19 protein-coding genes are annotated in these 26,431 nt (G+C 74.2%); 17 read left to right on the top strand and 2 right to left on the bottom strand.

Going from position 1 to position 26,431, the window contains the following annotated elements:
- The first annotated feature begins 3 nt into the window (after nt 1–3).
- The 12 genes from ABTY56_RS32050 (at nt 4) to ABTY56_RS31995 (ending at nt 19,940) form a co-directional block, all read left to right on the top strand.
- A complete protein-coding gene (locus ABTY56_RS32050; protein ID WP_350632870.1) occupies nt 4–2,592 on the top strand; it encodes a condensation domain-containing protein in 2,589 nt (862 codons plus the stop codon).
- A gap of 28 nt (nt 2,593–2,620) precedes the next feature.
- Nucleotides 2,621–5,419 carry an excinuclease ABC subunit UvrA gene (gene uvrA / locus ABTY56_RS32045; RefSeq protein ID WP_350632869.1) on the top strand — a complete coding sequence of 933 codons (2,799 nt, stop codon included), beginning with the start codon at nt 2,621–2,623 and terminating at the stop codon, nt 5,417–5,419.
- On the top strand, nt 5,400–6,941 hold the full coding sequence (locus ABTY56_RS32040) for an amino acid adenylation domain-containing protein (RefSeq protein WP_350632868.1): 1,542 nt from the start codon (nt 5,400–5,402) through the stop codon (nt 6,939–6,941). The genes uvrA and ABTY56_RS32040 overlap by 20 nt, the downstream gene beginning before the upstream one ends.
- 140 nt (nt 6,942–7,081) lie before the next feature.
- Entirely contained in the window at nt 7,082–8,242 is a 1,161-nt protein-coding gene (locus ABTY56_RS32035; RefSeq protein ID WP_350632867.1) for a hypothetical protein, read from the top strand.
- 43 nt (nt 8,243–8,285) lie between these two features.
- Nucleotides 8,286–9,575 (top strand): nucleotide sugar dehydrogenase, encoded by a 1,290-nt coding sequence (locus tag ABTY56_RS32030; RefSeq protein ID WP_350632866.1) that lies wholly within the window; start codon nt 8,286–8,288, stop codon nt 9,573–9,575.
- The gene (locus tag ABTY56_RS32025) at nt 9,568–10,548 is read left to right on the top strand and encodes an NAD-dependent epimerase/dehydratase family protein (protein WP_350523427.1); all 981 of its coding nucleotides are present in this window, start codon (nt 9,568–9,570) and stop codon (nt 10,546–10,548) included. The genes ABTY56_RS32030 and ABTY56_RS32025 overlap by 8 nt, the downstream gene beginning before the upstream one ends.
- Nucleotides 10,545–11,624: a glycosyltransferase family 4 protein gene (locus ABTY56_RS32020; protein ID WP_350632865.1), complete on the top strand. Its 1,080-nt coding sequence runs from the start codon at nt 10,545–10,547 to the stop codon at nt 11,622–11,624. Before ABTY56_RS32025 ends, ABTY56_RS32020 begins: the two co-directional genes overlap by 4 nt.
- 166 nt (nt 11,625–11,790) lie before the next feature.
- Entirely contained in the window at nt 11,791–12,954 is a 1,164-nt protein-coding gene (locus tag ABTY56_RS32015; RefSeq protein WP_350632864.1) for a DegT/DnrJ/EryC1/StrS family aminotransferase, read from the top strand.
- On the top strand, nt 12,951–14,837 hold the full coding sequence (locus tag ABTY56_RS32010) for a beta-galactosidase trimerization domain-containing protein (protein ID WP_350632863.1): 1,887 nt from the start codon (nt 12,951–12,953) through the stop codon (nt 14,835–14,837). Before ABTY56_RS32015 ends, ABTY56_RS32010 begins: the two co-directional genes overlap by 4 nt.
- Nucleotides 14,834–15,712, top strand: coding sequence for an amidohydrolase family protein (locus ABTY56_RS32005; RefSeq protein WP_350632862.1), 879 nt, complete (start codon nt 14,834–14,836; stop codon nt 15,710–15,712). The genes ABTY56_RS32010 and ABTY56_RS32005 overlap by 4 nt, the downstream gene beginning before the upstream one ends.
- Nucleotides 15,709–16,752, top strand: coding sequence for an alcohol dehydrogenase family protein (locus ABTY56_RS32000; RefSeq protein WP_350632861.1), 1,044 nt, complete (start codon nt 15,709–15,711; stop codon nt 16,750–16,752). Before ABTY56_RS32005 ends, ABTY56_RS32000 begins: the two co-directional genes overlap by 4 nt.
- Nucleotides 16,749–19,940, top strand: coding sequence for a non-ribosomal peptide synthetase (locus ABTY56_RS31995; protein ID WP_350632860.1), 3,192 nt, complete (start codon nt 16,749–16,751; stop codon nt 19,938–19,940). The genes ABTY56_RS32000 and ABTY56_RS31995 overlap by 4 nt, the downstream gene beginning before the upstream one ends.
- 44 nt (nt 19,941–19,984) lie before the next feature.
- Here the strand turns inward: ABTY56_RS31995 and ABTY56_RS31990 are convergent, their stop codons facing one another.
- Nucleotides 19,985–20,806: a thioesterase II family protein gene (locus ABTY56_RS31990; RefSeq protein WP_350632859.1), complete on the bottom strand. Its 822-nt coding sequence runs from the start codon at nt 20,804–20,806 to the stop codon at nt 19,985–19,987.
- A 140-nt stretch (nt 20,807–20,946) separates the two neighbouring features.
- Between ABTY56_RS31990 and ABTY56_RS31985 the strand changes: the two genes are divergently transcribed.
- On the top strand, nt 20,947–21,822 hold the full coding sequence (locus tag ABTY56_RS31985) for an iron-containing redox enzyme family protein (RefSeq protein ID WP_350632858.1): 876 nt from the start codon (nt 20,947–20,949) through the stop codon (nt 21,820–21,822).
- Nucleotides 21,819–22,259, top strand: coding sequence for a Rieske 2Fe-2S domain-containing protein (locus ABTY56_RS31980; protein ID WP_350632857.1), 441 nt, complete (start codon nt 21,819–21,821; stop codon nt 22,257–22,259). The genes ABTY56_RS31985 and ABTY56_RS31980 overlap by 4 nt, the downstream gene beginning before the upstream one ends.
- 58 nt (nt 22,260–22,317) lie before the next feature.
- Here the strand turns inward: ABTY56_RS31980 and ABTY56_RS31975 are convergent, their stop codons facing one another.
- Complete coding sequence (locus ABTY56_RS31975) at nt 22,318–23,292, bottom strand: YobF C-terminal domain-containing protein (protein WP_350632875.1); 975 nt, start codon at nt 23,290–23,292, stop codon at nt 22,318–22,320.
- 112 nt (nt 23,293–23,404) lie between these two features.
- On the opposite strand from ABTY56_RS31975, the gene ABTY56_RS31970 reads away from it, so the two are divergent.
- The 3 genes from ABTY56_RS31970 to ABTY56_RS31960 all read left to right on the top strand — a co-directional run bounded on the left by ABTY56_RS31970 (nt 23,405) and on the right by ABTY56_RS31960 (nt 26,428).
- Nucleotides 23,405–24,118 (top strand): sugar phosphate nucleotidyltransferase, encoded by a 714-nt coding sequence (locus tag ABTY56_RS31970; protein WP_350632856.1) that lies wholly within the window; start codon nt 23,405–23,407, stop codon nt 24,116–24,118.
- Nucleotides 24,119–24,492: 374 nt separating this feature from the next.
- Nucleotides 24,493–25,338, top strand: a complete 846-nt coding sequence (locus tag ABTY56_RS31965; protein WP_350632855.1) for a hypothetical protein — start codon at nt 24,493–24,495, stop codon at nt 25,336–25,338.
- 106 nt (nt 25,339–25,444) lie between these two features.
- On the top strand, nt 25,445–26,428 hold the full coding sequence (locus tag ABTY56_RS31960) for an ATP-binding cassette domain-containing protein (RefSeq protein WP_350632854.1): 984 nt from the start codon (nt 25,445–25,447) through the stop codon (nt 26,426–26,428).
- The last annotated feature ends 3 nt before the right edge of the window (nt 26,429–26,431 follow it).

The following is a 26,431-nucleotide window of genomic DNA, read 5'->3' as shown; positions in this document are numbered from 1 at the left end:
CGGATGCGCTGGACCGAGAAGCTCGCCGCCCTCGCCCCCGCGGACCGCAACCGGCTGGGCCGGCTGGTGGAGCAGGAGGGGAGCGTCATGAACCTCTTCCCGCTCTCCTACACCCAGGAGTGGGTGTGGTGGAACAGCCGGCTGCAGCCCGCCTCGCCGATGTACAACGTCGCCGCCACCCTCCGGCTCGACGGCCCGCTCGACACCGCCCTGCTGGACCGGGTGCTGCGCGAGATCGTCACCCGGCACGAGATCCTGCGCACCGGCTTCCACGTCCTCGGCCGCACCGCCGTCCAGGCCGCCGAGGAGCCCCCGGCCGGCCCGCTGATCACCGAGCACGACCTGCGCGGGGTGCCGCAGGAGCGGCGGGAGGCCGAGACCCTCGCGCTGGTCGGGCAGGAGCGGGCCCGGCCGTTCGTCCTCGCCGAGGGCCGGCTGCTGCGGGCGCTGCTGCTGCGTACCGCCGACGACACCTCCCTGCTCGCCCTGACAACCCATCAGATCGCCTTCGACGACTGGTCGATCGGCGTCCTGGTGCGCGAGGTGGGGGAGCTGTACGCGGCCTTCCGGGACGACCGGCCCTCCCCGCTCGCGCCGCTGCCGGTGCAGTACGGCGACTTCTCGCTGTGGCAGCGGCAGTGGATGGACGAGGCCCGGATGGAGGCCGAGTTCGGCTACTGGGAGTCCCGGCTGGGCGGCCTGCCGGCCCTGCTGGACCTCCCGGCCGACCTGCCCCGGCCCGCCGTCCGGTCCTTCCGCGGGCGGCTCCTCGACCTCCCCCTGGACGAGGCCGTCACCGAACGGCTGCGCGCGCTGTGCCGCGCGGCCGGCGCGACCACGTACATGGCCCTCACGGCCGTGTTCCACCTGCTGCTGCGCCGGGCCACCGGGCAGTCCGCGTTCGCCACCAGCACGCTCACCGCCTACCGGACCCGTCCGGAGGTGGAGCACGTGATCGGCGACTTCGGCAACATGATCGCCGTCGTGGCCGCACCGGACGGGCCGGGCACCAGCTTCGCCGACCTGCTGGCGGCCACCCGCAGCGCGGTCCTGGAGGCCCAGGAGCACGCGGACATGCCCGCCCACCGGATCACCGGCCGGCTGCGGCCGCGGCGCGAGGACAGCCACAACCCCCTCACCCAGGCGATGTTCCTGAGCGTGCACGCGATGAACTCCGTCGCCGGCGCGGACCTCGGGGACCTCCGGGTGGGCTTCGCCCGGATCGGCGAGCCCACCGCGTCCAGCGCCTTCGACGTCGAGGTCCGGCTGGTGGAGAAGCCGGACACCCTCACCGTGCAGTTCGTGCTCGCCGAGGACCTGTTCACCGCGGCCGGCGCCGCCCGGCTGGTGGCCCAGTACGAGGACCTGCTCACCGCCGTCCTGGACGACCCGCAGGCCGCGACCGCCGGGCCGGCCGCCCCCGCTCCCGCCCTCCCCGCGGCCCCGGCCGTCGACGGCGGCGGCGAGGCCGACGGCGTGGCCGAGGCGGTCCGCCGCACCGCCGGGCTGCGGCCCGAGGACCCGGCGCTGGAGACCCCCGGCGGCCCGGTCGGCTACCGGGAGCTGTGGCAGCTGGTCGCCGAGGTGCCCCAGGGCTCCCCGGCGGACGGCCCGCTGCCGCTCGCCGACGTCGCGCCCACCCCGGAAGCCGCCGCCCGGCTGCTCGCCGCGCTCCGCGACGGCCGGGGCGTCGACACCGGGACCGGCCCGCTGCTGGAGCCCGACGTGCTGGCCGCGCTGGCCCGGCTCTGGGCCGAGCGCTGCCAGGCCGGGCCGGGCGCCCGCTGCCTGGCCGCCGCCCCCGCCGGCACCGCGACCGCCCTGCTGGAGCTGCTGGTGCCGCTGTCCGCCGGGGCGACGGTGGTTCCCTCGGGCACCCCGGACGGCCTCCCGGCGGAGGGCGGCGTGCACCTCGCCGTCCTGCCGGCCGAGGCGCTGCACCGGGCGGCCCCCGAGGCCGTGGCCGGGCTGCGCGCCCTCGTCCTCACCGGCCGGCACGGCCGGCTGCCGGCGGCCCTGACCGGCGCCGCGGGGCCGGCGGTGCTGCGCGCGGTCGGCCCGGCGGGCCTGGAGCTGTGGCCGGTCCCGGCCGGCGCCGACCGCGGCCGCGGGCCCGCACTGGCCGGCCCGGCGGCCGACCGGGTCGACCCGCTGCCGGTGCGGCTGTGGCCCGCGGATGCCGCCGGGCGCCGGGTGCTGCCCGGTGCCGTCGGCGAACTGCGGGTCGGCGGACCGGCGGTGCCCGGCGGCGAGCTCGCCACCGGACTGCTGGCCCGCGAGGCCGCGGACGGCGGCCTGGAACTCCTCGGCGCCGCCGCCGACCAGCGGGTCGACCCGGCCGGCTACACCGTTCGGCCCGCCGAGAGCCGCTGGGCGCTCACCGCACTGCCCGAGGTCGCCGACGCCCTGGTCGGGTTCGACGACGACGGCGTGCTGACCGCCCGGATCGCCCTGCGGCCGACGGACGGCCCCGGCCCGGCCCCCGACGCGGCGGCGCTCACCAAGCGCCTGCGCACCGTCCTGCCCGGATACCTCCGCCCCGCCCGGCTGGTCGTCGACCAGCCGGCCGACGGGCCGCACCCGCACCACTGAACGAGTCAAGGAAGAACCGGAGAACGCATTGAGCAAGGCCGACCACGGCGGCGGGACGACCCCCGCCGCACCCGATCCGCGCGACTGGATCGTGCTCCGGGGAGTACGGGAGCACAACCTGCGGATCGAGGAGCTGGCCGTGCCGCGGCACGGGGTGACGGTTTTCACCGGCGTCTCGGGCAGCGGCAAGTCCTCGCTGGCCTTCGACACGATCTACGCCGAGGGCTACCGGCAGTACCTGGACAGCCTGTCCGCGTACGTCCGCCGGAAGCTGCCCAAGGTCCCCAAGCCGGCGGTGGAGTGGATCAGCGGCCTCAGCCCCACCGTGGCCATCGAGCAGCGGACCATCAGCCGCAACCCCCGCTCCAACGTCGGCACCATCACCGAGATCTCGGACCGGCTGCGGCTGCTCTTCGCGCGGGCCGGCCGGCACGAGTGCCGCGGCTGCGGGCAGCACATCCACCCGCGCGACGTCGGCGAGCACCTCGCGGCGCTCGCGCGGGCCGCCGCCACCGGACCGCTGGAGCTGTACCGGCCCGCCGTCGGGGACGAGCCCGGCGGGCGCGTCCTGCTGCTGCCCGCCGCCCCCGGCGAGGAGGACCTGGCCCGGGCCCGGCAGGGCATCGAAGCGGCACACCGCGACGGCAGCCCGCTGGTCGCCCGGCGCGACGGCTCCACCGTCCGCCACCTGACGGCCGGCTGGATCTGCCCCGACTGCGGCACCGAGGCCCGCGCCACCTCCTCGCACTGGTTCACGCCCAACTCCCCGGCCGGGATGTGCGAGGAGTGCCAGGGCCTCGGCTTCACCTACCAGGTGGACCCGGCGCTGCTCGTCGGCGACCCGGAGGCCTCCGTCCGCTCCGGCGCGCTGACCTTCTTCGGGGACCGCACCCGCAGCAAGAAGACCTGGTGGCCGCTGCGCGAACTGCCCGCGGTGCTCGAACTCGCCGGTGCCGGACTGGACACGCCCTGGCGGCTGCTCCCCGAGGGCGTGCGGGAGCTGGTCCTCACCGGCGCCACCGCGCGGCCGCTGCCGGAGCCGCTCGCCCGGGAGCTGGCGCGCAAGCCCTTCGACGGGCTGGCCCAGCACCTGGAGCGGCTGTTCCGCGAAGCGGACTCGCCCGAGCGCAAGTCCTTCTACCAGGTGTTCATGGCGGCCCGCGGCTGCACCGACTGCGGCGGCACCCGCCACCACGCCGAGGCGCTCGCGGTGCGCCTGGCCGACCTCAACATCGCCGAGGTGAACGCGCTGCCGGTGGCCCGGCTGGCCGAGTGGCTGGAGGCCGTCCGCACCGAACTCGCCACGACCTTCCTCGCCGAGCTGGCCGAGGAACTGCTGGTCCAGATCGGCACCCGGCTGACGTTCATGCTCGACGTGGGCCTGGGCTACCTCTCGCTGGACCGCTCCGCGCCCACCCTGTCGGCGGGGGAGGGCCAGCGGCTCCGGCTGGCCCGGCAGCTCGGCTGCGGACTGGTCGGCGTCACCTACGTGCTCGACGAGCCGTCCATCGGTCTGCACGCCAAGGACAACTCCCGGCTGATCGCCCTGCTGCGGCAGCTGGCCGACGCGGGCAACACCGTGCTGGTCGTCGAGCACGACCAGGAGACCATGGAGACCGCCGACCACCTGGTCGACCTGGGCCCGGGCGCGGGCACCCGGGGCGGCCTGGTGATCGCGGCCGGCCCGACGGCGGAGGTCGTCGCCCACCCGGACTCGCGGACCGCCGCCTACCTGCGCGGCGAGCTGGTCGTCGGTTCGCCCCGGGCCGGCCGGCGCCGCCCCGGGGACGACTGGCTGACCGTCCGCGGCGCCCGGCTGCACAACCTGCGCGGGGTGGACGCCGCCATCCCGGTGGGCCTGCTGACGTGCGTGACCGGGGTGAGCGGCAGCGGCAAGAGCTCGCTGATCACCCGGACCCTGCAGCCCGCCCTGGAGCAGGCCCTGACCCACCGGCGGGCTCCCGCCGGGCCGTTCACCGAACTGGCCGGCTGGGAGCGGTTCAGCCGGGTGGTCACCGTCACCCAGGAGTCCATCGGGGCCTCCTCCCGGTCCACGCCGGCCACCTACGTGGGCATCTTCGACGAGATCCGCAAGCTCTTCGCGAAGACCGAGGAGGCGGTCCGCCGCCGCTGGTCCACCGCGATGTTCAGCTTCAACACCGAGAAGGGCGGGCGCTGCGACCGCTGCGCGGGCAAGGGCACCATCCGGATCGAGATGCTCTTCCTGGCGGACTTCTCGGTGCGCTGCCCCTCCTGCGACGGGCGCCGCTACCACCCGCGGGTGCTCGAAGTCGCCTACCGGGGGCGGGACATCGCGCAGACCCTGGACCTGGAGGTCGCCGAGGCGCTGGAGGTGTACGGGGACATCCCGGCCGTCGCCAACCCGCTGCGGATGCTCTGCCAGGTCGGGCTGGGCTACCTCAGGCTCGGTCAGGACACCACCACCCTCAGCGGTGGCGAGGCCCAACGCCTCAAGCTGTCGCGGGAGTTGATGCGCCGTGACGACGGCCGGACGCTCTACCTGATCGACGAGCCGACCACCGGACTGCACTTCTCCGACGTGGAGGTGCTGCTCGGGGTCGTCCACGACCTGGTGGACCTGGGCAACACCGCGGTGGTCATCGAGCACAGCGTCGAGTTCGCGGCGGCCTGCGACTGGATCGTCGACCTGGGCCCGGGCGGCGGCGAGAACGGCGGCGAACTGGTCGCCGCCGGGCCGCCGGAGGAGGTCGCCGCCCACCCGAAGAGCGCGCTGGCGCCCTATCTGGACCGCCAGCTTCACGTCATGTCGAGCAGAGGAGGACACAGTGCCGGCACCGAGCGCTGAACCGGTCATCGACGTCGTCGCCGCGTTCGAGCGGTGGGTGGCCCGGGAACCCGGGCGGCCCGCCGTCACCGGCGAGGGGCGGACCTGGACGTACGGCGAACTGGGGGCCGCGGCCGACCGGGTCGCCGGGCACCTGCGGGCCCTCGGCATCGGGGCGGAGAGCCGGGTGGCCGTGCTCGCCGGCCGCACGCCCGAGATGCTCGCCGGCCTGGTGGGCGTCCTCAAGGCGGGCGCCGCCTACGTCCCGCTGGACCCGGCCTATCCACAGGACCGGATCGGCTACATGCTCGCCGACTCGGGCGCCGCCGCGGTGCTGGCCGAGCGGCGGCACGCCGGCACGCTCGCGTACGGGGGCCCCGAACTCGTCCTGGAGGAGCTGGTGCAGGGCGGCCCGGACGGGCCGGACGCCCCGCCGGCCGACGCCCCGCCGCTGCTCGGCGACCAACTCGCCTACGTGATCTACACCTCGGGCTCGACCGGCCGCCCCAAGGGCGTGTTGGTGCCCCGGGCGGCGATGAGCGAGTTCGTCGCCGCCGCGGTGGCCCTGCTGGGGCCGGTCGCGGCCGTCACCATGGTCGCGACCTGCCCCACCTCGTTCGACTTCTCGGTGTGCGACATCTTCGCCCCGCTGTACGCGGGCGGCCACGTGATGCTGGCCCAGGACGTGTTCTCGCTGGTCGAGCCGGACGGCTGGGTCACCGGGGACGCGGTCTGCGCGGTGCCGTCCGCGCTGGCCCAGATGGTCGCCCTGGGCGGCCCGCCACCGCGCGTCAAGGCCGTCCTCACCGGCGGCGAGGCGATGCCCAGGGCGCTGCTCGCCGAGCTGCGGGCGCGCGGGGTGACCCGGGTGTTCAACATCTACGGGCCGACCGAGACCACCGTGTCGGCCGCCGCCACGCTGCTGGACTGGGACGACGAACTGGTTTCCATCGGCACGCCGTTGCCCGCCGTCCACGCCTACGTGCTGGACGAGGAGCTGCGGCCGGTGCCCGACGGGACCTCCGGCGAGCTGGTCGTCGGCGGCGCCCAGGTCACCCGCGGCTACCAGGGCCGCCCCGGCCTGACCGCCGAACGGTTCCTCCCGGACCCGTTCTCCGGCGAGCCGGGCGCCCGGATGTACCGGACCGGGGACCGCGTGCGCCGGCGTCCGGAGAGCGGCCTGCTGGACTACTTCGGGCGGCTGGACGCGCAGGTCAAGGTGCGTGGCTTCCGGGTCGAACTCGGTGAGATCGAAGAGGCGTTGACATCGTGCCCCGGTGTCGTACAGGCTGCGGTAGTACTCCGTGACGATCTTCCCGGCGGCCCCCGCCTGGTGGCGTACACGGCCCCGTCGGACGCCTCCGCGCCGACCGGGGAGCAGCTGCGGGACCACCTCAGGCACAGCCTGCCGGAGCACATGGTGCCCGGTCAGTTCGTCACCCTGGACGCACTGCCGCTCACCCCCATCGGCAAGCTCGACCGCAAGGCGCTTCCCGCGCCGGCCCTGCGCCGCTCCCGGTCCGAGGTGCTGCCGGGCCGGTGACCGCGCGGAGCAGAAATTCCGCGGAACATCCGGAATTCCATTTCCCACCTGTGTTGTACGAGCCGGACACGATAAGCTCGCGGCATACGAATCAGGGCTTCTGGGAATTCTTTCCCGAGCCTGTTGGAGGTTGAATACCTGTGCGCCTTCTCGCGATCGAACGGGACCAATTCGAGGACCGTCTCAGGGACATTTTCGGGCCGCGCATCACGCCGGTCGAGGAATCCTTCGACATCATCCAGAAGTACAAGGACGGATCGTTCGCCATGGGCCACATCGGCCTCATGCTCTACGCGAACGGATACAATCTCCGCGGCGCCAGCAGCAAGTACCCGAACGGGCTCGTCTACCACGACGGGACCAACATCTTCGGGGTCGGGTACTTCAGCAAGGAGGGGCACGTCGCCAAGCACCTCCACATCGTCGCCCCGAAGGGCCCGACCCGGATCGAGGCGGTCCGGGAGTTCATCGCCACCGTCCGCGCGGCCGGCCTGGCCCGGGAGTCGGTGTACGTCCGGCACCTGTCGCCCGAGGACCGCGACGCCTTCCTGGGCGCCGGGTTCACCGGGATCGACACCGACCCCTGGCACCTCGGGGCCCCGGAGGAGGACGAGACCTACCCCAACCGGGTCTACTACCTGGACGAGGTCTTCGACCAGGACGAGGACGGGACGCTCCAGGTCGCCAAGCTGGCCGGCGAGGAGCGCCGGAAGTACAAGAACAAGAACAAGATGGCCTACCGGCGCTTCCAGAACTTCCTGGAGCGCAACCCCCACCTCTCCTTCCAGATCGAGCCCTACCACTACTCCGGGCCCGAGAAGGAGAGCGCCCGCGGCGTCGTCGAGAGCTATTTCCAGGCGCGCCGCGAACAGGGCACCGTCGTCGGCTCGACCCCCGAGGACTACCTCGCCATCGTCCGCGTGAAGCCGGGCGGCGAGAACGAGCGGGACTACTTCTCGTACCTCGGCAACATCGTCACCGAGGACGGCGAGAAATTCCCCGCGATGTTCTTCGCGGGAGAGCGGACAGGCGAGCGGCGGGCCGCCCTCTACTGCACCATGACCATGCGTTTCCGGGAGCGGCTGACCGGGCTCTTCAAGGACAGCACCGGATTCACCGCCATTCCGCAGTACGTCTGGCTCACCGTGTTCCGGCTCATGTGGGAGCAGGGCATCCGCGAGGTGGACGCCGGCGGTTCCGAGGTCAAGGGCCTCGACGACCAGAAGCGCCAGCTGGGCGGAAAGCCGGAGAAGACCTTCTGGGTCGTCGGGGCCGCCGGCGGCGACCCGTCGGCCGCGTGATGTGACCCGTTTCGAACTCGAAGGGGAAGTGATGGAGTCAACCATGTCCAACGCCGACTACGACGTCTGCGTCGTGGGTCTGGGATACGTCGGTGTCACGCTCACCGCGGCCCTGCTGAAGACCGGCAAGAGCGTCCTCGGGTACGAGTACAACAAGAAGGTCGCCGAGGACCTCGACGCGGGCGTGCTCCAGCTCGCCGAGCCCGGCGTCGAGGAGGTCTTCCGGGAGGCCGTCGGCACCCGGCTGAAGGTCACCTCCGAACTGGGGGCCGGCGCCCTCCCGCCGGTGGTCATCATCTGCGTGGGCACCCCGATCGAGGTGGACGGCACCGAGCCCAACCTGCGCCACCTCCAGGCGGCGGTGGAGACCATCGCCGGCGGGATCGACGAGAACACCCTGGTGATCGTCCGCAGCACCGTGCCGGTCGGCACCACCCGCAACCTGGTGCTGCCCGTGCTGCAGCGCACGGTGGCCGAGCCGCTGGTCGCGTTCTGCCCCGAACGGACCATCCAGGGCAAGGCGTTGGACGAGCTGCTGTCGCTGCCGCAGATCGTCGGCGGGATCGACGACGAGGCCGTGCGCCGCGCCACCGAGCTGTTCGCCACGCAGACGCCCACCGTGGTGCCGGTCTCCTCGGTCGAGGCCGCCGAGATGATCAAGCTGATCTGCAACTGCCACACCGACCTGATCTACGGGTACGGCAACGAGGTGGCGCTGATGGCCGAGAAGCTCGGCCTGGACGCGGTGGAGCTGATCAAGAGCGCCAACTTCGGCTACCCGCGGCCCGACCTGAGCCTGCCCGGCTTCGTCGGCGGCAGCTGCCTCACCAAGGACCCGTACCTGCTGATGCACGCGCTCAAGCCGCACGGCCACACCCCCGGCATGATCGCCGCGGCCCGGCAGCTCAACGAGTCCGTGCCGCGCCGGATCGGCGAGCGCGTGCTGGCCGCCCTGTGGGAGCAGGGCTGCGACCCGGCCACCGCCCGGGTGCTGGTCTCCGGCTTCGCCTACAAGGGCCAGCCCGAGACCGACGACCTGCGCGGCTCCGCCTACGAGGGCCTGCTCGACGTGCTGCGCGGCCGGGTCGGCGAGATCGTCGGCCACGACTTCGCGGTCCCGCACGAGCGCATCGCCGCACTCGGCGTGCGCCCGGTGGACCTCGCGGAGGGCTTCGAGGGCGCCCACGCCGTCGTCGTCCTCAACAACCACCTCTCCTACCGCGACCAGGACATCGACGCGCTGGTGGCCACCATGGCGCCGCCGGCCGTCGTCTACGACACCTGGCGCATCCTCCCCGCCACGTCCAACGTTATGAGGCTCGGCCATGCGTAAGAAGATCCTGATCACGGGCGGTGCCGGATTCATCGGCATGCACCTGGCCCGCCGGCTGGCCGACGAGCACGACGTCACCGTCGTCGACGACTTCAGCCGCGGCCGCCAGGACGACGAGCTCGACGAACTCCGCTCCAAGGTCACGGTGTTCACCCACGACCTGACCCTCCCGCTGCCCGCGGACCTGCCCCGCGACTTCGACGAGGTCTACCACCTCGCCGCCGTCGTCGGCGTGGTCTACTCCAACCAGGAGCCGCAGCGCGTGCTGCGCACCAACCTGCTCTCCACCATCCACGTCCTGGACTGGTTCAAGGAGCTGGACGGCGCCACCCTCTGCTTCGCCTCCTCCAGCGAGGCGTACGCGGGCAGCGTCACCGCGGGCGTGGCACCGGTGCCGACCCCCGAGGACGTGCAGCTCGTCGTCTCGGACCCGACGGTGGCCCGCTCCTCGTACGGCTTCAGCAAGATCGCCGGCGAGCTGCTGTGCCGCAACTACGCCCAGGCGTACGGCTTCCCGCTGCGCATGGTGCGCTTCCACAACGTGTACGGGCCGCGGATGGGCTACGAGCACGTCATCCCGCAGTTCATCGAGCGGCTGCTCGGCGGCGCCGACCCGTTCGAGATCTACGGCGCCGACCAGTTCCGGGCGTTCTGCTACGTCGAGGACGCCGTCGAGGCCATCGCCGCGCTGACCGCCCTGCCCACCGGGGACACCCTCCTGGTCAACGTCGGCAACGACCGCGAGGAGATCCGGATCGACGACCTCGCCAAGGTGGTCTTCGACGTCGTCGACCGGCACCCGGCCCTCGACGTCCACCCCGCCCCGCCGCTCTCCCCGGAGCGCCGCGTCCCGGACATCTCGCTGCTGCGCTCGCTCACCGGTTACGAGCCGAAGACCGACCTGCGCGAGGGCGTCCGCCGCACCTACGAGTGGTACGCCCGCGACCGGGCCGCTCGGAAGCAGCAGTCATGACCCACGTGCGCATCGTCCACCGCGGCTACTTCCCGGCCCGCGCCGGCGCCGAGGCGATGGCCCAGAACCTCGCCGAGTCGCTGGCCCGGCGCGGCCACCGGGTCGGGCTGTACTGCAGCAGCACGGACGAGGAGTCGGCCCGGTGGATGACCGGCGCCGGAGTCGAGGTCGGTGTGCTGCCGGCCTCGACCCCGCCCGCCGCGCGGCCCGACGTGGTGCACGCCTTCGACAGCGTCTGGCCGGACTACCCGCAGGCCGCGCTGCGGCTCGCCCGCGAGTGGGACGTCCCGTTCGTGTTCACCCCGGCCTCGGCCGCCGGCGTGTGGCAGGACCGGGAGGCCGTCCTGGACGTCGCCCGGCAGGCGGACGCCGTCTTCGTGCTCACCGAGGCGGAGCGGCGGCTGTTCGTCGAGGCCGGCGTCGACCCGACGGCCCTGCACCTCAACGGCCAGGGGCCGCAGCTGAGCGCCGGCGCGCCCGACGGCGCGGCCTTCCGGGCCCGCCACGGCATCGACGGGCCGATGGTCCTCTTCCTCGGCCGCAAGATGCGCAGCAAGGGCTACCACCTGCTGCTCCAGGCCGCCCGCACGGTGTGGGCGGACCACCCCGGGGCCCGGTTCGTGTTCGCCGGCCCGGACTGGGACGAGGACTGCGCGGAGGTCTTCGCCGCCCACCGCGACCCGCGGATCCTCGACCTCGGCATGGTCGAGGAGGACGAGAAGGCCGACGCCCTCGCCGCCTGCGACGTGTTCTGCCTGCCGTCCACCGTGGACATCTTCCCGCTGGTCTTCGTCGAGGCGTGGGTCAACGGGAAGCCGGTCGTCTCCGTCACCTTCGACGGCGGCGAGGAGGTCGTCCGGCACGGCGTGGACGGACTGCTGTGCGAACCCGACCCGGACGCCGTCGCGGCGGCCGTGGCCCGACTGCTCGCCGACCCCGCCGAGGCGGCGGCCCTCGGGGCGGCCGGCCGGCTCCGCACCGAGCGGGAACTCAGCTGGGACGCGGTGACCGACCGGTACCAGGCCGTCTACGACCGGCTCACCGCACACACCGCCGGCCCGGCCGGCACCCCTTAGGCCGTCCCCTCCGGATCCCGCCCGACCCGCGGGGCCCCGGGGGACGACCCGCGCGTGCTGCCGAGCGGCCCACCGCCGGCACCACCGCACCGTGCCCGATGCACACGCACGCGGCACCCGAACGAACACCGCGCACCACCGGCGCGCGGGGGGATGGTGGATAGAGATGTCCGACTGGAAGGTCAACCTGTACCGGCCCCGGCTCGGCGAAGCCGAGTTCGACGCCGTGGCCGCGGTGATGCGCTCCGGCTGGCTGTCCAACGGGCCCGTGACCCGGGAGTTCGAGGAGGCCTTCGCCCGGACGGCGGGCGCCGAGGACGCGGTCGCGGTCAGCAACGGCACGGCCGCCCTGCACCTGGCCTTCCTCGCCCTGGACCTGGGCCCCGGCGACGAGGTCGTCCTCCCGTCGCTGAGCTTCGTCTCCGCGGCCGCCGTGGTCACCCTGTGCGGGGCCACCCCGGTCTTCGCCGACATCACCGGCCCGGACGACCTGTGCGTCGACCCCGCCGACGTCGCCGCCCGCATCACCCCCCGGACCAAGGCGATCGTCGCCATGCACTACGGCGGGCACGCGGCCGACCTGCCCGCGCTCGCCGCCCTGGCCCGCAAGCACGGCGTGGCCCTCGTCGAGGACTCCGCGCACGCCCCCGCGACCCGCTCCGCGCACGGCGTGCTGGGCACCGTCGGCGACATCGGCTGCTACAGCTTCTTCGCCACCAAGAACCTCGCCACCGGTGAGGGCGGCATGGTGGTCGCCCGCGACGCCGCAGTGCGCGAACGGATCCGCCGCCTGCGCTCGCACGCCCTCACCGTCAGCGCCCAGGACCGTCACCGCGGCGGCCCCTCGCTCTACGACGTCGACTCCTTCGGCCTCAACTACCGCCCCACCGAGCTCGGCAGCGCGATCGGCCTCGTCCAGCTGGCCGACCTGCCGCAGCGCCAGGTCCGCCGCCAGGAGATCGTCACCCGCTACCTCGAGGGCCTCGCCGGCACCGAGGGCCTCGGCCTGCCCTTCCACGACCGGCCCGCCGACCTCGCCGCGCACCACCTCTTCGCGGTGCTGCTGCCGGACGGCGACGCCCGCGGCGCGATCCAGGACGCGCTGCGCGCGGCCGGCGTCCAGAGCGGGGTGCACTACCCGCCCACCCACCTGTTCACCGCCTACCGGGAGCGCTTCGGCCACCGCGAGGGCGACCTCCCGGTCACCGAAGAGGTGATGGACCGTCAACTATCGCTGCCCCTGCACGTCGACATGACCGACGACGACACCGACCTGGTGGCCCAGGCCCTCCGGGACGCCCTCGCCGAGGCCCCCGGGGCCGGCGCGTGACCCCGAACCCCGCCCACCGATACACCCTCGTCGACGGGGGGTTCCGGCGGGACGGTGCACCGTACTTCAGCGTCGGCTTCAACTACCACCCCTCGGAAGCCGGTTGCGACTACTGGCGGGACTGGGACCCGGAGCGCCTCGACGCCGACTTCGCCCGGATGGCCGAACTCGGCTTCAACACCGTCCGCTTCTTCGTCTTCTGGGCCGACTTCGAACCGGAGCCCGGCGTCTACGACCCGGTGGCCACCGAGCGACTGCGCACCTTCGGCTCCCTCGCCGCCCGGCACGGACTGCAGTGCCTGCCCTCGCTGCTCACCATCTGGATGAACGGGCAGCGCTTCGACCCGCCGTGGCGGGCCGGCCGGGACCTGTGGCACGACCCCGAGATGACCGAGCGCCAGCTGGGCTTCGTGCGGCACGTCGTCACCGCCCTGGGCGGGTCCGCCGACGTCCTCGCGTACGACCTCGGCGACGAGGTCATCCACGTCGACCAGGCGGCCTCCGGCGCGCTCGGCCCCGAGGGGGTCCGCCGCTGGTGGGGCCTGCTCGCCAGCGCCGTCCGCGAGGCCCACCCCGGCGCCCTGGTGCTGCAGGCCAACGAGGCCTCCGCGGTCACCGGCACGCACTCCTTCCGGCCCGAACACGCCGAGCCGCTCGACCTGGTGGGCCTGCACGGGTTCCCGGTGTGGAGCCCGTTCCACGTGGAGTCCGTCGCCGCCCCCAAGGCCGGCGCCCTGGTGCCCTACCTGGTCCGCCGCGGCCGGGAGCACCGCCCAGTGCTGGTCGACGAACTCGGCAGCTACGGCTGCGACGAGGAGACCGCCCGGGACTACCTGCGGGTCGCCGCCCACGCCGCGCTGGCCGCCGGGGCCTGCGGGGTGATCGTCTGGTGCTGGCAGGACTTCACCACCGAGGCCAAGCCGTACGCGCTGCGCCCCAACGAGCGGTTCGTCGGCCTGCTGCGCGCCGACGGCACGCCCAAGCCGGCCATGGCGGCCTTCCGGGAGTTCGCCGCCCGGGCGACCGGCGAACTGGCCGGGTTCCGGCCGCTGCCCGCGCCCGTCGGCGTCCACCTGCCCGAGCACCGGGAAGAGGGCAACGCCGGCTACCTCGCCTCCGGCGGCTCCGACGCGGCGGCCGGCTTCTACGCCGCCCAGCTCCTCCAACGCGCCCACCTGCCCTACGAGTTCACGGCCGGCCCGCCGGTCGCGCCCGGGGCCCCCGGTGGCCGGCGGCTGCTGATCTGCCCCTCCGTGCGCCACATCACCCTCGACGGCCAGCGGGCGCTGGCCGACTACGTCGAGGCGGGCGGCGTCCTGCTCTACACCGGCGGCGACCTGCTGCACGGCTTCGGCGGGGAGGAGCTGTTCGGCGTCCGGATCACCGACTTCACCCTGCGCGCCGCGGACGCCGACTCCTTCACCTGGCAGGGCACCCGCTACCCGCTGGTGCGGGAGGCCGGCCAGCTCCCGGTGCTCGCCGCGACCACCGCCACCGTGCTCGCCGCCTTCCCCGACGGCTCGCCCGCGCTCACCCGCCACCGCTACGGCCGGGGCGTCGCGTACCACCTCAACGCCCCGTTCGAGCAGCAGCTCAACGCCCCGCACCGGCTGGACGAGGCGCCCTGGCACCGGCTCTACGCCGACGTCGCCGCGGCCGAGGGCCTCACCGACGAGCTCGTCACCGGGCCCACCGTCGACAGCCCCGAGGTCGAGGTCGGCGTCCTGGGCCGCGGGGACGAGCGGTGCGCGCTGGTGATCAACCACGCCCCCCGCCCGGTCCGCACCACCCTGCACCACGACGGCCGGGCCGAACTGCTGGACCTCGGCCCCAAGGCCGTACACCTGGCCACCTGGACGGAAGGACGGAGGGCCGGCGCGTGATCATCGACTCCCACGTCCACGCGGGCGAGTACTACCGGCACTACACCGCCTCCTTCGCCGAGGAGATGATGGCCACCACCGGCATGCCGCCGCAGGCCCTGACCGCGCCCGAGGCCGCACTGCTCGCCCACATGGACGAGGCCGGTGTGGACCGGGCCTTCCTCCTCGCCTTCGACGTCCGGCGGATCGAGGGGTTCAAGGTCCCCAACGAGTTCGTCGCCGGGATCTGCGCCCGCCACCCCGACCGGTTCACCGGCTTCGCCTCGGTCGACGCCGGCACGCCCGGCGCCGCGGCCGAACTCCGCCACGCCGTCACCGAACTGGGGCTGTCCGGACTCAAGACCGCCCCCTGCTACCTGCGGATGTCCCCCGCGGACCCGCTCTGGAACGACGTCTACGAGGTCGCCCAGGAACTGGACGTCCCGGTCCTCGTGCACACCGGCTACACCCCGGCGAAGAAGGCCGACCCGCGGTACTTCTCCCCGCGGCTGCTCGACCGGGTCGCCACCGACTTCCCGGGCCTGCGGCTGATCCTCGCCCACCTCGGCACGCCGTGGACCGACACCGCACTGGACCTGATGTCCCGTCACCCCAGGGTGTACGCGGACCTGTCCATCTTCAGCTGGTACCGGCCCGCCGCCACGGTCGCCGCCGCCCTGGCCAAGGCCCGCGCCCTCGGCGTACTGGACCGCCTGCTGTGGGGGACCGACCACCCCTTCTGCACCATGACCGACTCGGTGTCCCGGATGCGCGAACTCGCCACCGACGACTCGCTCTGGCCCGACGGCACCGCACTCACCCCGGCCGAACACGCCTCCCTGATGGGCGGCGCCGCGGCCGGGCTGCTCGCCGAGACCCGGAGGGGGCTCCTGTGAAGACCCTGCAATGGCACGCCCCCTACGACGTACGGGTCGTCGACGCCCCCGTCCCCACCCTGACCGCCCCGGGCGACGCCCTCGTCCGGGTGGTCCGGTCCGCCGTCTGCGGCACCGACCTGCACCCCTACCGCGGCGAGATACCCGGCTTCACCCCCGGCACCGTCACCGGCCACGAGTTCACGGGCGTGGTCGAGGAGACCGGCCCCGCGGTGCGCGGCTTCCGCCCCGGCGACCGCGTGGTGGCCTCCGACGTGATCGCCTGCGGCGGCTGCTGGTACTGCCTGCGCGGCTGGCACTACCAGTGCGCCGAGGTCGGCCTGTTCGGCTACGACACCGTGGTCGGCAGCACCGCGGTGGCCGGCGGCCACGCCGAGTACGTCCGGGTCCCGTTCGCCGACACCGTGCTGTCCGCGATCCCCGACGAGGTCTCCGACGAACAGGCCCTGTTCGTCGGGGACATCCTGGCCACCGGCTACGCCGCCGCCGACCGCGCCGGGATCCGGCCCGGCGACGTGGTCGCCGTGGTCGGCTGCGGCCCGGTCGGCCTGATGGCCCTCAAGGCGGCCCAACTGATGGGCGCGGCCCAGGTCCTGGCGATCGACCCGGCCGAGGGCCGGCGAGCGGCGGCCGCGGCCCAGGGCGCGGTGCCGCTGGACACCGGCGACGACCTCGCCGAGCGGGTCCGCGCGCTGACCGAGGGGCGCGGAGCCGACGTCGTCCTGGAGGCCGTCGGCGTGGACGCCTCGCTGCGCAGCGCGCTGGAGATCGTCCGGCCGCTGGGCACCGTGTGCGCCGTGGGCGCGCACGCCTCCGAGGCCATGCCGATGCCCACCGGCCTCGCCTTCGGCAAGGAACTCACCCTCCGGTTCGCCGTCGGGGACCCGATCAGCTCCCGCGACCGGCTGATGCGGCTGATCCGCACCGGACGCATCGACCCCACGTTCCTGATCTCCCACCGGCTCCCCCTCGCCGAGGCCGTGGAGGGCTTCAAGCTGTTCGACGCCGGCCACGCCACGAAGGTGGTCCTCGTCCCGTGAACCCCCTCCACCTCCCCGCGGACGGGCCGGTCACCCTCCCCGCCCTGCTGGCGGAACGGGTCCGCCGCACGCCCGACGCCCCCGCCCTCGACTGCGGCGGCACCCGGCTCAGCTACCGGGAACTGGACCGGCGGGCCGGCCTGCTGGCCCGCCGCCTGCGCGGCGCGGGCGTCGGGCCGGACGTCCCGGTCGGCATCCACCTGCACCGCTCGGCGGAGCTCGCCGTCGCCCTGCTCGGCGTCCTGAAGGCCGGCGGCGCGTGCGTGCCGCTGGACCCGGGGTACCCGGCCGAGCGGCTCGCGTTCGTCCTCGGCGACGTCGGGGCCCCCGTCCTGCTCACCACCGGCGGCCTCGCCGACCGGCTCCCCGGGCACACCGCCCGCGTCCTGCTGCTCGACGAGCCCGCCGAGAGCCCGGTCGACGGGGACACGGCCGACGGGGAGCCGGCCGACGAGGCGGCGGCCGGGCCCGGACTCCACCCCGGGCACCTGGGCTGGATCGCGTACACCTCCGGCTCCACCGGCCGCCCCAAGGGCGTCCCGCTGGGCCAGGCCGCGCTGGCCGCGCTGGCCCTCGGCATCGCCGACCGGCTGGACCTGACCCCGGCCGACCGGGTCCTGCAGTTCGCCTCCATCGGCTTCTCGGTGGCGGCCGAGGAGGTCCTGTCCACCTGGGCCGCCGGCGCCTGCCTGGTCATGGACCCGGCCGAGGAACTCGCCGACAGCGCCCGGCTGCTCGCCCTGATCGAACGCGAGCGCGTCTCGGTGCTCCAGCTGACCCCGTCCTACTGGTACGAGTGGCTGCGCGAGCTCGACCGCGGGCAGGGGCCGGTCGCCCCGCCCTCGCTCCGGCTGCTCGTCGTCGGCAGCGAACCCGTCGCCGTCGACCGGGTCGCCGACTGGTGCGCCACCGGGGTCCGCCTCGTCCAGGAGTACGGCGCCACCGAGGCCACCGTCTCCCAGCTGCTGCACGAGACCGCGGCCGGGCCGCAGGAGATCCGCGGCTGGGACCGGCTGCCCATCGGCACACCGCTGCCCGGGGTCCACGCCCACGTCCTCGACGACCGGATGCGGCCGGTGCCGGACGGCGACCCGGGGGAGCTGTACCTCGGCGGCCCCGGGGTGTCCCGCGGCTACCTCGGCCTGCCCGCCCTGACCGCCGACCGCTTCCTGCCCGACCCCTTCACCGACCGGCCCGGCGGCCGGATGTACCGCACCCGCGACCTGGCCCGCCGACTGCCCGGCGGCGAACTGGAGTTCCTCGGCCGCATCGACTACCAGCTCAACATCCGCGGCATCCGGATCGAGCCCGGCGAGGTCGAGAACGCCATCGGCCAGTTCCCCGGCGTCCTGGAGAGCGCCGTGCTCGCCCGGCCCGACGACACCGGCGCCGAGCAGCTGGTCGCCTGCGTGGTGTGGGCGGGGGCCCCGCAGGTCCGGGCGCTGCGCGCCCGGCTGCGCGAGGCGCTGCCGCCGGCCCTGGTGCCGGCCCGGTTCGCCGCCCTGGCCGGACTGCCGCTGAACGCCAACGGCAAGGTGGACCGGCGCGCGCTGCGCACCCTGGAGCTCGACCTCGCGTCCGGCCGGCCGGACGCCGGCGCGACCGCACCGCGGACCCCGCTGGAGGCCGAGCTGACCGAGGTCTGGGAGGAGGTCCTCGGCACGGCGCCGATCGCCGTGGACGACGACTTCTTCGAACTCGGCGGCGACTCGCTGACCGCCGTGCGGCTGGCCGCGGCCTGCCGCGCCCGGCTGGGCGCGGACGTCCGCCAGCGCACCCTGTTCCAGGCACCCACGGTGGCCGCGCTCGCGGCGGAACTGGAACGCGCCGCCCCGGCGGCCGGTACGGCCGGCGCACCGGGGACGGCCGGCGGGGAAGGGGCCGGGCCCGCCCCGGCCTCCTACGCCCAGCAGCAGATGTGGCTGCTGCACAAGCTCGCCCCCGGCTCGCCCCGGTTCAACGAGCCGGTGGTGCTACGGATCGCCGGACCGCTGGACCGGGCCGCGCTGCACACGGCGCTCGGCGGCCTCGTCGAGCGACACGGGGCCCTGCGCACCGTGTTCGCCACCGAGGACGGCCTGCCCGTGCAGGTCCTGCGGGAGCCGTACCGGCCGGACCTCCCGCTGCTGGACCTGACCGGCCGCGGCGAGGAGGCGGTGGCCGAGGCCGCCGCCCGGCTGGTGCGCGAGCCGTTCGACCTGACCCGGGGCCCGCTGCTGCGGGCCACCCTGGTGCGCCGCGCGGCCGAGGACCACCTGCTGGTCCTGGTCCTGCACCACATCGTCTTCGACGGCCGCTCGATGGAGGTCCTGTTCGACGAGCTCGGCCCGCTGTACGCGGCCGCGGCCGCGGCGGCCGGCACCGACGCCGACCTGCCGGCCCCCGCCCCGGAGTACCGGGACTGGGCCCGCGAGCAGCGCCGGCAGGCCGCCGAACAGGGCTGGGACGCGCAACTGGCGTACTGGCGCAAGCAGCTCGCCGGCGCCCCGGAGACCACCCGGCTGCCCGTCGCCCCGGACGCCTCGGCGCCCGCCCCCGGCCGCGGCGCGGTGCACACCTTCGCGGTGCCCGCAGCGCTCACCGCCCGGCTGCGGGAGCTCGCCGGGGCCGAACGGGCCACCCTGTTCATGGTCCTGCTGAGCGCCTTCCACGAGCAGGTCCACCGCGCCTCGGGCGCCCGCGACCTGGTCGTCGGCACCCTCACCTCGGGCCGTGACCGGCCCGAACTGGACGGTGTCGTCGGCATGTTCGTCAACACCCTGTGCCTGCGGACCGAGCTGGAGCCGCAGCGGTCCTTCCGCGATCTGCTCACCCGGGTGCGCCGGACCGTGGGCGAGGCGCTGGCCCACCAGGACGTGCCCTTCGAACGGGTCGTGGAGGAACTGCGGCCCGCCCGCGGCCGCGGGCACAGCCTGTTCTTCCAGCTGATGTTCACCTTCGGCAGCACCCCCGCCCGGGGGCCCGAACTGCCGGGGACGGTCACCACGGTGGTGCCCTGCGACACCGGCACCGCGAAGTTCGACCTCAGCCTCGCGCTGGACGAGGACGGCGCGGGCGGCCTCACCGGCCGGCTGGAGCACGACCTCCACCGGCTCGGCCCGGAAGCCGCCCGGCAGCTCGCGGACGGCTACCTCGCGCTGCTGGAGCGGGTCGCGGCCGACCCCGGCCACCGGGTGGGTGCCGAATGACCCGCACCGTGCCGCCGTCGGACCACCGGGGCGTCCCGGCGCCGTCAGGCCACCGGGCCGTCCGTGCCGTTCAGGCCGTCCGGGCCGCCAGCGCCGTTCGCGCCGGGCAGCCGGCGGGCCACCTCGGCCAGCAGCGCCCGCTCGTGCTCGCGCAGGTAGAAGTGGCCGCCGGGGTACGTCAGCACCTCGTGCCCGGCGTTCGTGACCTCGGCCCAGCTGTCCAGCTCGGCCACCGGGCAGGCCGGGTCGTCCTCCCCGCCGAACACGGTGACCGGCACGTCCAGCAGTTCGGTGGGCGCGACCGGCCGGTAGCGGTCCAGCATGGTGTAGTCGGCGCGCAGCGACGGCATCAGCAGTTCCCGCATGTCCGGGTGCTCGTAGACGTCGGCGTCGCTGCCGGACAGCGCCCGCACCACGGCGATCAGCGAGGCGTCGTCCAGGCCGGGCCGGCGCCGGTCGCCGTAGCCCACGTGCGGTGCGCCGCGGCCCGAGACCAGCAGCCGCGCCACCCGCTGCCCGCCGTCCCGCCGCAGGTTGCGGGCGACCTCGTAGGCGACCGCCGAGCCCATGCTGTGCCCGAACAGCACCAGCGGCAGGCCGGTGTGGGCCTTGAGGGCCCGCGTCGCCGCCTCGGCCAGCTCCGGCAGGGACTCGAAGCAGGGCTCGGCGATCCGGTTCTGCCGGCCCGGGTACTGCACGGCCAGCACCTCGACGTCGGGCGGCAGTTGCTGCGGCCAGTCCAGGTAGCTGGTCGCGGTGCCGCCCGCGTGCGGGAAGCACACCAGCCGCACCCGGGCGCCCTCGACGGGATAGCGCCGGAGCCAGGGATCGGAGTTGTCCACCTTCGGACGCCGTGCCACGACCATGACCGCCCCGTTCCGGCCCGCGTCCCGCAGCCCCCGGTGGGCGGGAGGACGGCCGGCCACTTGATCAACGGCGTCACCCTACCAACCGGCGACGTCCCGCCGACCGGTGACTTTCGCCCCGAGCCGACCTGGAGCACCGCATGACCACGGCCCCGACCGACAACCGGACACCCTGCAACCGGACACCCTGCACGGTGATCGACCAGAAGCGCCTGTACGACCTCTACACGACCGTCCCGACGGCGGCCGGGTACCAGGAGATGGTCGGGATGGAGGAGCGCTGGATCGGGGCGATCGCCGAGGGCCACCGCCGTACCGCCCCGGAGTTCGCCTCGCACACCGAACTCCTGCGGGAGCTGTCGGGCTTCCTGGCCCGGGAGGGCGCGGTGGCTTCCGACAGCCACCGCTTCCTCGCCGAGGAGGCGACCCTCGACCAGTTCCGGGTGGTGGTCTCCGAGTTCGCGATGGACGGGCTCACCGAGTCGCTCAATCTGCTGCCGGTGGTCCCGCGGCTGCCCTACAAGGCCGGCATGGCCGTCTTCCGCGTGATGGTGGACGAACTCGGCTGCGGCAACGACGACCAGGCGCACTCGGAGCTGTACCGCGAGCTGCTGCGCGAACTGGACCTGCCCACCGAGGTGGCGGCGTACCGGGCCGGCTCGAGCCCGCAGAGCCACGCCTACGTCAACATGTTCCACTGGCTGGCCTCGCGGGCGGACACCCCGGAGTACTTCCTCGGCGGCTACGCCTACTTCGAGGCCAGCGTGCTGTACGGGTTCCGCAGCTTCGCGCAGGCCGCCCGGCGGCTCGGCCTGACGTCGGGGAAGTACTACACCGAGCACCTCTACATCGACACCTACCACAGCAAGCAGATGCGGGTGGCGATCCGGGAGACGCACGCGGCCCAGGGCTTGGACCTCGCCAAGGTGTGGGCCGGTGTCGAGCTGACCAGCGCCATCGTCGGCGACGCGACGGAGACGGCGATCGCCCTGGCCCGGGAGGCGGGACGCGCATGACCGTGACCGTCACCGAAGACACCCCGGACACGCCGGACACCCCGGACACCCCGGACACCCCGGACACCCCGGGCGAGGCCGGCGCCCGGCCGGCCCCGGAGGGGGGCCTGCCGGACCAGGAGGCCGCGCAGGACCCCCGGGTCCAGCAGGTCAGCGAGCGGCTGATCCTCGTCGAGGCGGGCGGCCGGCGGCTGATCACCGACGCCGCCTGCCCGCACCGCAAGGGCCTGATGCGCTACGGCCACCTGGACGCCGACCGGATGCTGATCCGCTGCCCGCTCCACCACTCCGCCTTCGACCTGCGGGACGGCGGTCGCCGGGTCGCCGGGCCGGCCTGCGCCGCGCTGCGGATCGTCGCGGAACTGCCGGCCGGCGCACCGGTGCCGCCGGAGGCCGAACTGCGCCGCCTGGAGGGGCGACTCGATGCGGCGGACTGACCCCGGGCACCCGGCGGCGGACCGGCCCCCGGCCGGTCCGCCGTGCCGGGCGGCCGGCTCAGCCCGCGGCGACCGCGGCGGCCGGTCGGCCGTCCTGCCCGGCCAGTTCCGCGACCAGGGCGGCCCGCAGCTCCTCGTAGGTCGGCGCGAGCGCGCGCAGGCCCGCGATCACGGCGGCGTCGTCCTGGACGACCAGCGGGTACTGGAGCCCGCCGAGGATCCGGGCCTGCCGGCCCAGCACCTCGGCCGCGGTGCGCAGGCCGATCCCCGCGAGGGCGGTGGAGGCGTCCGACAGCCGACGGGCACCGGCCCGGACCGCGAACTTCTCCATCACCTGCCGGATGTCCGGGTCCAGGCCCTCGGCCACCTGCTCGGCCAGCCGCTCCAGGCCGGCCGCGGTGCCGAGCGAACCCGGCGGCATGTCGGCGGCGCCGGTGCTCAGGCCCCGCAGCAGCTCCACGGCGCGCGGCAGCGAGGCCCGCAGGGCCTCGGCCTCGGTGGTCTCCCGGACGCGGGTGAAGCCGGTGCGCAGCACGAACGGCCGGTCCACGTAGTCGATCTTCTCCGCCTGCCAGGCGGCCAGGAAGGCCGGCACCGGCAGGGTCGCCCAGGGGTGACCGTGCGGGTCGTGGAAGACCACGGTGTCCCCGTCGACCGCCACCACCAGCACGTAGTGGTCGGCGCCGATCGCCTCGCCGGAGCCGGGCTGCTGGAGCAGCAGGCCCATGTCCAGCGGCCCGGCCAGCACCGGGCCCCCGGCGACGGCCGCGCGCAGCCGTGCCTCGGCCTCCTCGGGGTCGTCGCCGTCACTGCGCAGGCACTCCCAGCCGAGCAGTCCGATCGCCGCGTCCAGGCCCTGCTCCGGGTCCCAGCCGAAGGGGTCGAAGAACGGCAGCACCCCGTCGATCAGCTGGAAGCCGAACGGTGACCCGGTCAGCACCTCCAGCACCGGCGTGCCGGGCGAGCCCGGCCCTAGCGCCATGGCGAGCGAGTTGGAGAAGCAGTACGGGCCGGAGCCGATGTAGGGGAACAACACGACCTCATCACATGGAACTTGACAGCACGTTCCCGCTCACCTTAGGCACCCGCGGCTGACCTCCACCACTCGGCACGAAGCACACCACTCCAGCGGAAGGGACTCGATCATGCACGCTTTCATCATGGCCGGCGGCAAGGGCGTCCGGCTGCGGCCCTACACCACCGCGCTGCCGAAGCCCCTGGTCCCGATCGGCGACCAGCACGCGATCCTGGAGATCGTGATGCGTCAGCTCTCGGCGGCCGGTTTCACCCGGGTCACCCTCGCGATCGGACACCTCGGCCACATCATCCGCGCCTACGTCGGCGACGGCACCCAGTGGGGCCTGGAGGTCGAGTACGCGGTGGAGGACAGCCCGCTGGGCACCCTCGGTCCGCTGGTCATGATGCGGGACCGGCTCCCCGAGCACTTCCTGGTGATGAACGGCGACATCCTCACCTCGCTGGACTACGCGGCGGTCCTGGAGCGGCACCGGACGTCCGGGGCCCCGCTGACCGTCGCCACCCACAACCGCCAGGTGAACATCGACTTCGGCGTGCTCACCACGGACGACGGCCGGATCACCGGCTTCCGGGAGAAGCCGAGCCTGGCCTACCAGGTGTCCATGGGCGTGTACGGCCTGAGCCGCGCGACCCTGGAGGGCTACACGCCCGGTCTGCCGCTCGGCTTCGACGAACTCGTCCTGGACCTCCTGGAGCGGGACACCCGCCCGGCCACCTACGAGTTCGACGGCTACTGGATGGACATCGGCCGCCCCGAGGACTACGACCGGGCGAACACCGAGTTCACCACCCACCGCGACCTGCTGCTCGGCAGCGCCTGACCCCGCCCGCCCGCAACGCCCCGCCCCGCACACCGCGATCGAACCGCGTCCGAACCGCACACCGCGTCCGAACCGCACACCGCGTCCGAACCGCACGCCGCGCCGCCCGACGGATCCACGGGCGGCGCGGCGTTCCCGTCCGTGCCGGCCGGGGGCGCGGAATTCGCCGAAAGCGCCCGCGGGGCGGTGCATTTGCTTTGGCGTGCAACTGTTTGACCGGCTCGAACAGCGGCTCCTAGGGTGAAGTCCATGGAGAGAACGGGGGCTCTCGGCAGTTGCGGTGCCTCGAAGGCGGCCGCTTTGCGCTTGCCATAACCGGCCGGGCCTCACGCCCCTCCTGAACGGACGTCGCGAGTCAAGCATCAGGGGGAAATGTGACGAGTACGCCTGTCAATGATCCGTCCGCCGTCGTCACCGTGCCCGCCGGGCCGAATCCGCCGTCCGAGCAGCCGGCGAGGAAACCGTCCAGCGGAGAAATCGAGAGCATGCTGCTGGAGGCGCGCAGGCTCGTCGAGTTCGCCGTCGACCGGCACCGCAGCGAAGGACGGCTGTTGACCGCGCTGGGGCCGGAGGAGGCGACGGAGACCGCCGAGCACCTGGTGGGTTCGGCCGCCCGCTCCCTCGCCGTGGTGCTCTCGGGGCACCACGACGAGGAGATCACCCGGCTCGTCTCCTGCCTGGGCCGGGCCGCGGCGCGCGGGGTGGACGTCCGGCTCCTCGCCGGAGTCGGCCTGCTGGAGAACCGGCTGCTCCTCGAACGGCTGGACAAGTACGCCGCGGGCGTCGAAGTCCGGCTGGTGGGAGCGGCGTTGCAGGACATGGTGCTGGCCGACGGCCTGGTCAGCGTCGTCTGGTCGCGCACCGCCGGGCCGTCCCGGGAGGCGGTCCTGATGCGGGCCCCGGCCGTGCTGCGCAATCTGCGCACCCTGTTCATGACCTCCTGGAACGGCAGCGCCCCGCTCGCCGACCACCGGCGGCTGAGCGACCGGACCCGCAGCGCCGTGGCCCGGCGGATCCTGCTGGCACTCAGCTCCGGACGCACCGACGAGGTCGCCGCCCGGGAGCTCGGCATGTCCGTGCGCACCTACCGGCGGAACGTCGCCGAGATCACCCGCGAACTCGGCGCGAACTCGCGATTCCAGGCCGGCGCCCGCGCGATGGAACTCGGCCTGCTGCCGCCCGCGACGGCCGAACACCACCCCACCCGGGCCGCCGGATGAATGGCAGCTTGCTGTAGCGCTCCTTGCCGCGGAAAGGCCGAGGAATGTACGAATTCTGGAGCCCCCCGATCCGTACCCGCCCGCTCCCAGCGAGGAATGACATCCGGTGAACAGCGTGATGATCGAAGCGATAGACGTAAGCCGGTCCTTCGGCAGCACGCAGGCGCTCGGCGGAGTCAGTTTCGGGATCGCGAAAGGGGAGGTGCTCTGCCTGCTCGGGCACAACGGGGCGGGAAAGAGCACGCTCGTCAGCATCCTTTCCACCGCGCTGCCCCCCACCTCGGGCACGGCCCGGGTCGCCGGGTACGACGTGGTGCGGGAGGCCCGTGAGGTCCGCCGCCGGATCGGGCTGACCGGTCAGTTCGCCGCCGTGGACGAGAGCCTGTCCGGCCGGGAGAACCTGGTGCTCGTCGCCAGGCTCCTCGGCGCGGGCCGGGCCGAGGCCCGGGCCCGGGCGGACGAACTGCTGGAGACCTTCAGCCTCACCGGTGCGGCCGACCGGACGGCGGGGACGTACTCGGGCGGGATGCGCCGCCGCCTCGACCTCGCCAGCAGCTTCGTCGGCCACCCGCAGGTGCTCTTCCTCGACGAACCCACCACCGGGCTCGACCCGGTCAGCCGCGGCGGCCTCTGGAACCTGGTGCGCTCCTGCGTGGCCGAGGGCACCACCGTGCTGCTGACCACCCAGTACCTCGAAGAGGCCGAGCAGTTGGCCGACCGGGTCATCGTGCTCGGCCAGGGCCGGACCATCGCCGACGGCACCGTGGCCGAACTCAAGGGCCGGCTGGGCGGCAGCACCGTCCGGGCGCAGCTCGCCGAACCGGCCCGGGTGGCCGCCGCGCTCGACGCGCTGCGCCGGGCCGGTCTGGAGGCCCGCGCGGGCGAGGCGGACGGCGCGGTCGTCGTCCCCGTCGGCGAGTCCACCGCCCTGGCCGTGGTCGTCCGCGCCCTGGACGAGGCCGACCTGGGCATCACGGGGATCTCGCTGACCGAACCGACCCTCGACGACGTCTACCTGGCCCTCGCCGAAGGCGCCGCGCCGCTGCCCGACCGGGCCGACCCCCGGACCGGCGTCCCGGTCCCCTCCTGATGG

This window comes from Kitasatospora sp. NPDC097691 (assembly GCF_040302665.1).
In the GTDB taxonomy this organism is placed as follows: Bacteria; Actinomycetota; Actinomycetes; order Streptomycetales; family Streptomycetaceae; genus Kitasatospora.
This window is presented reverse-complemented; position numbering and strand designations above follow the sequence as displayed.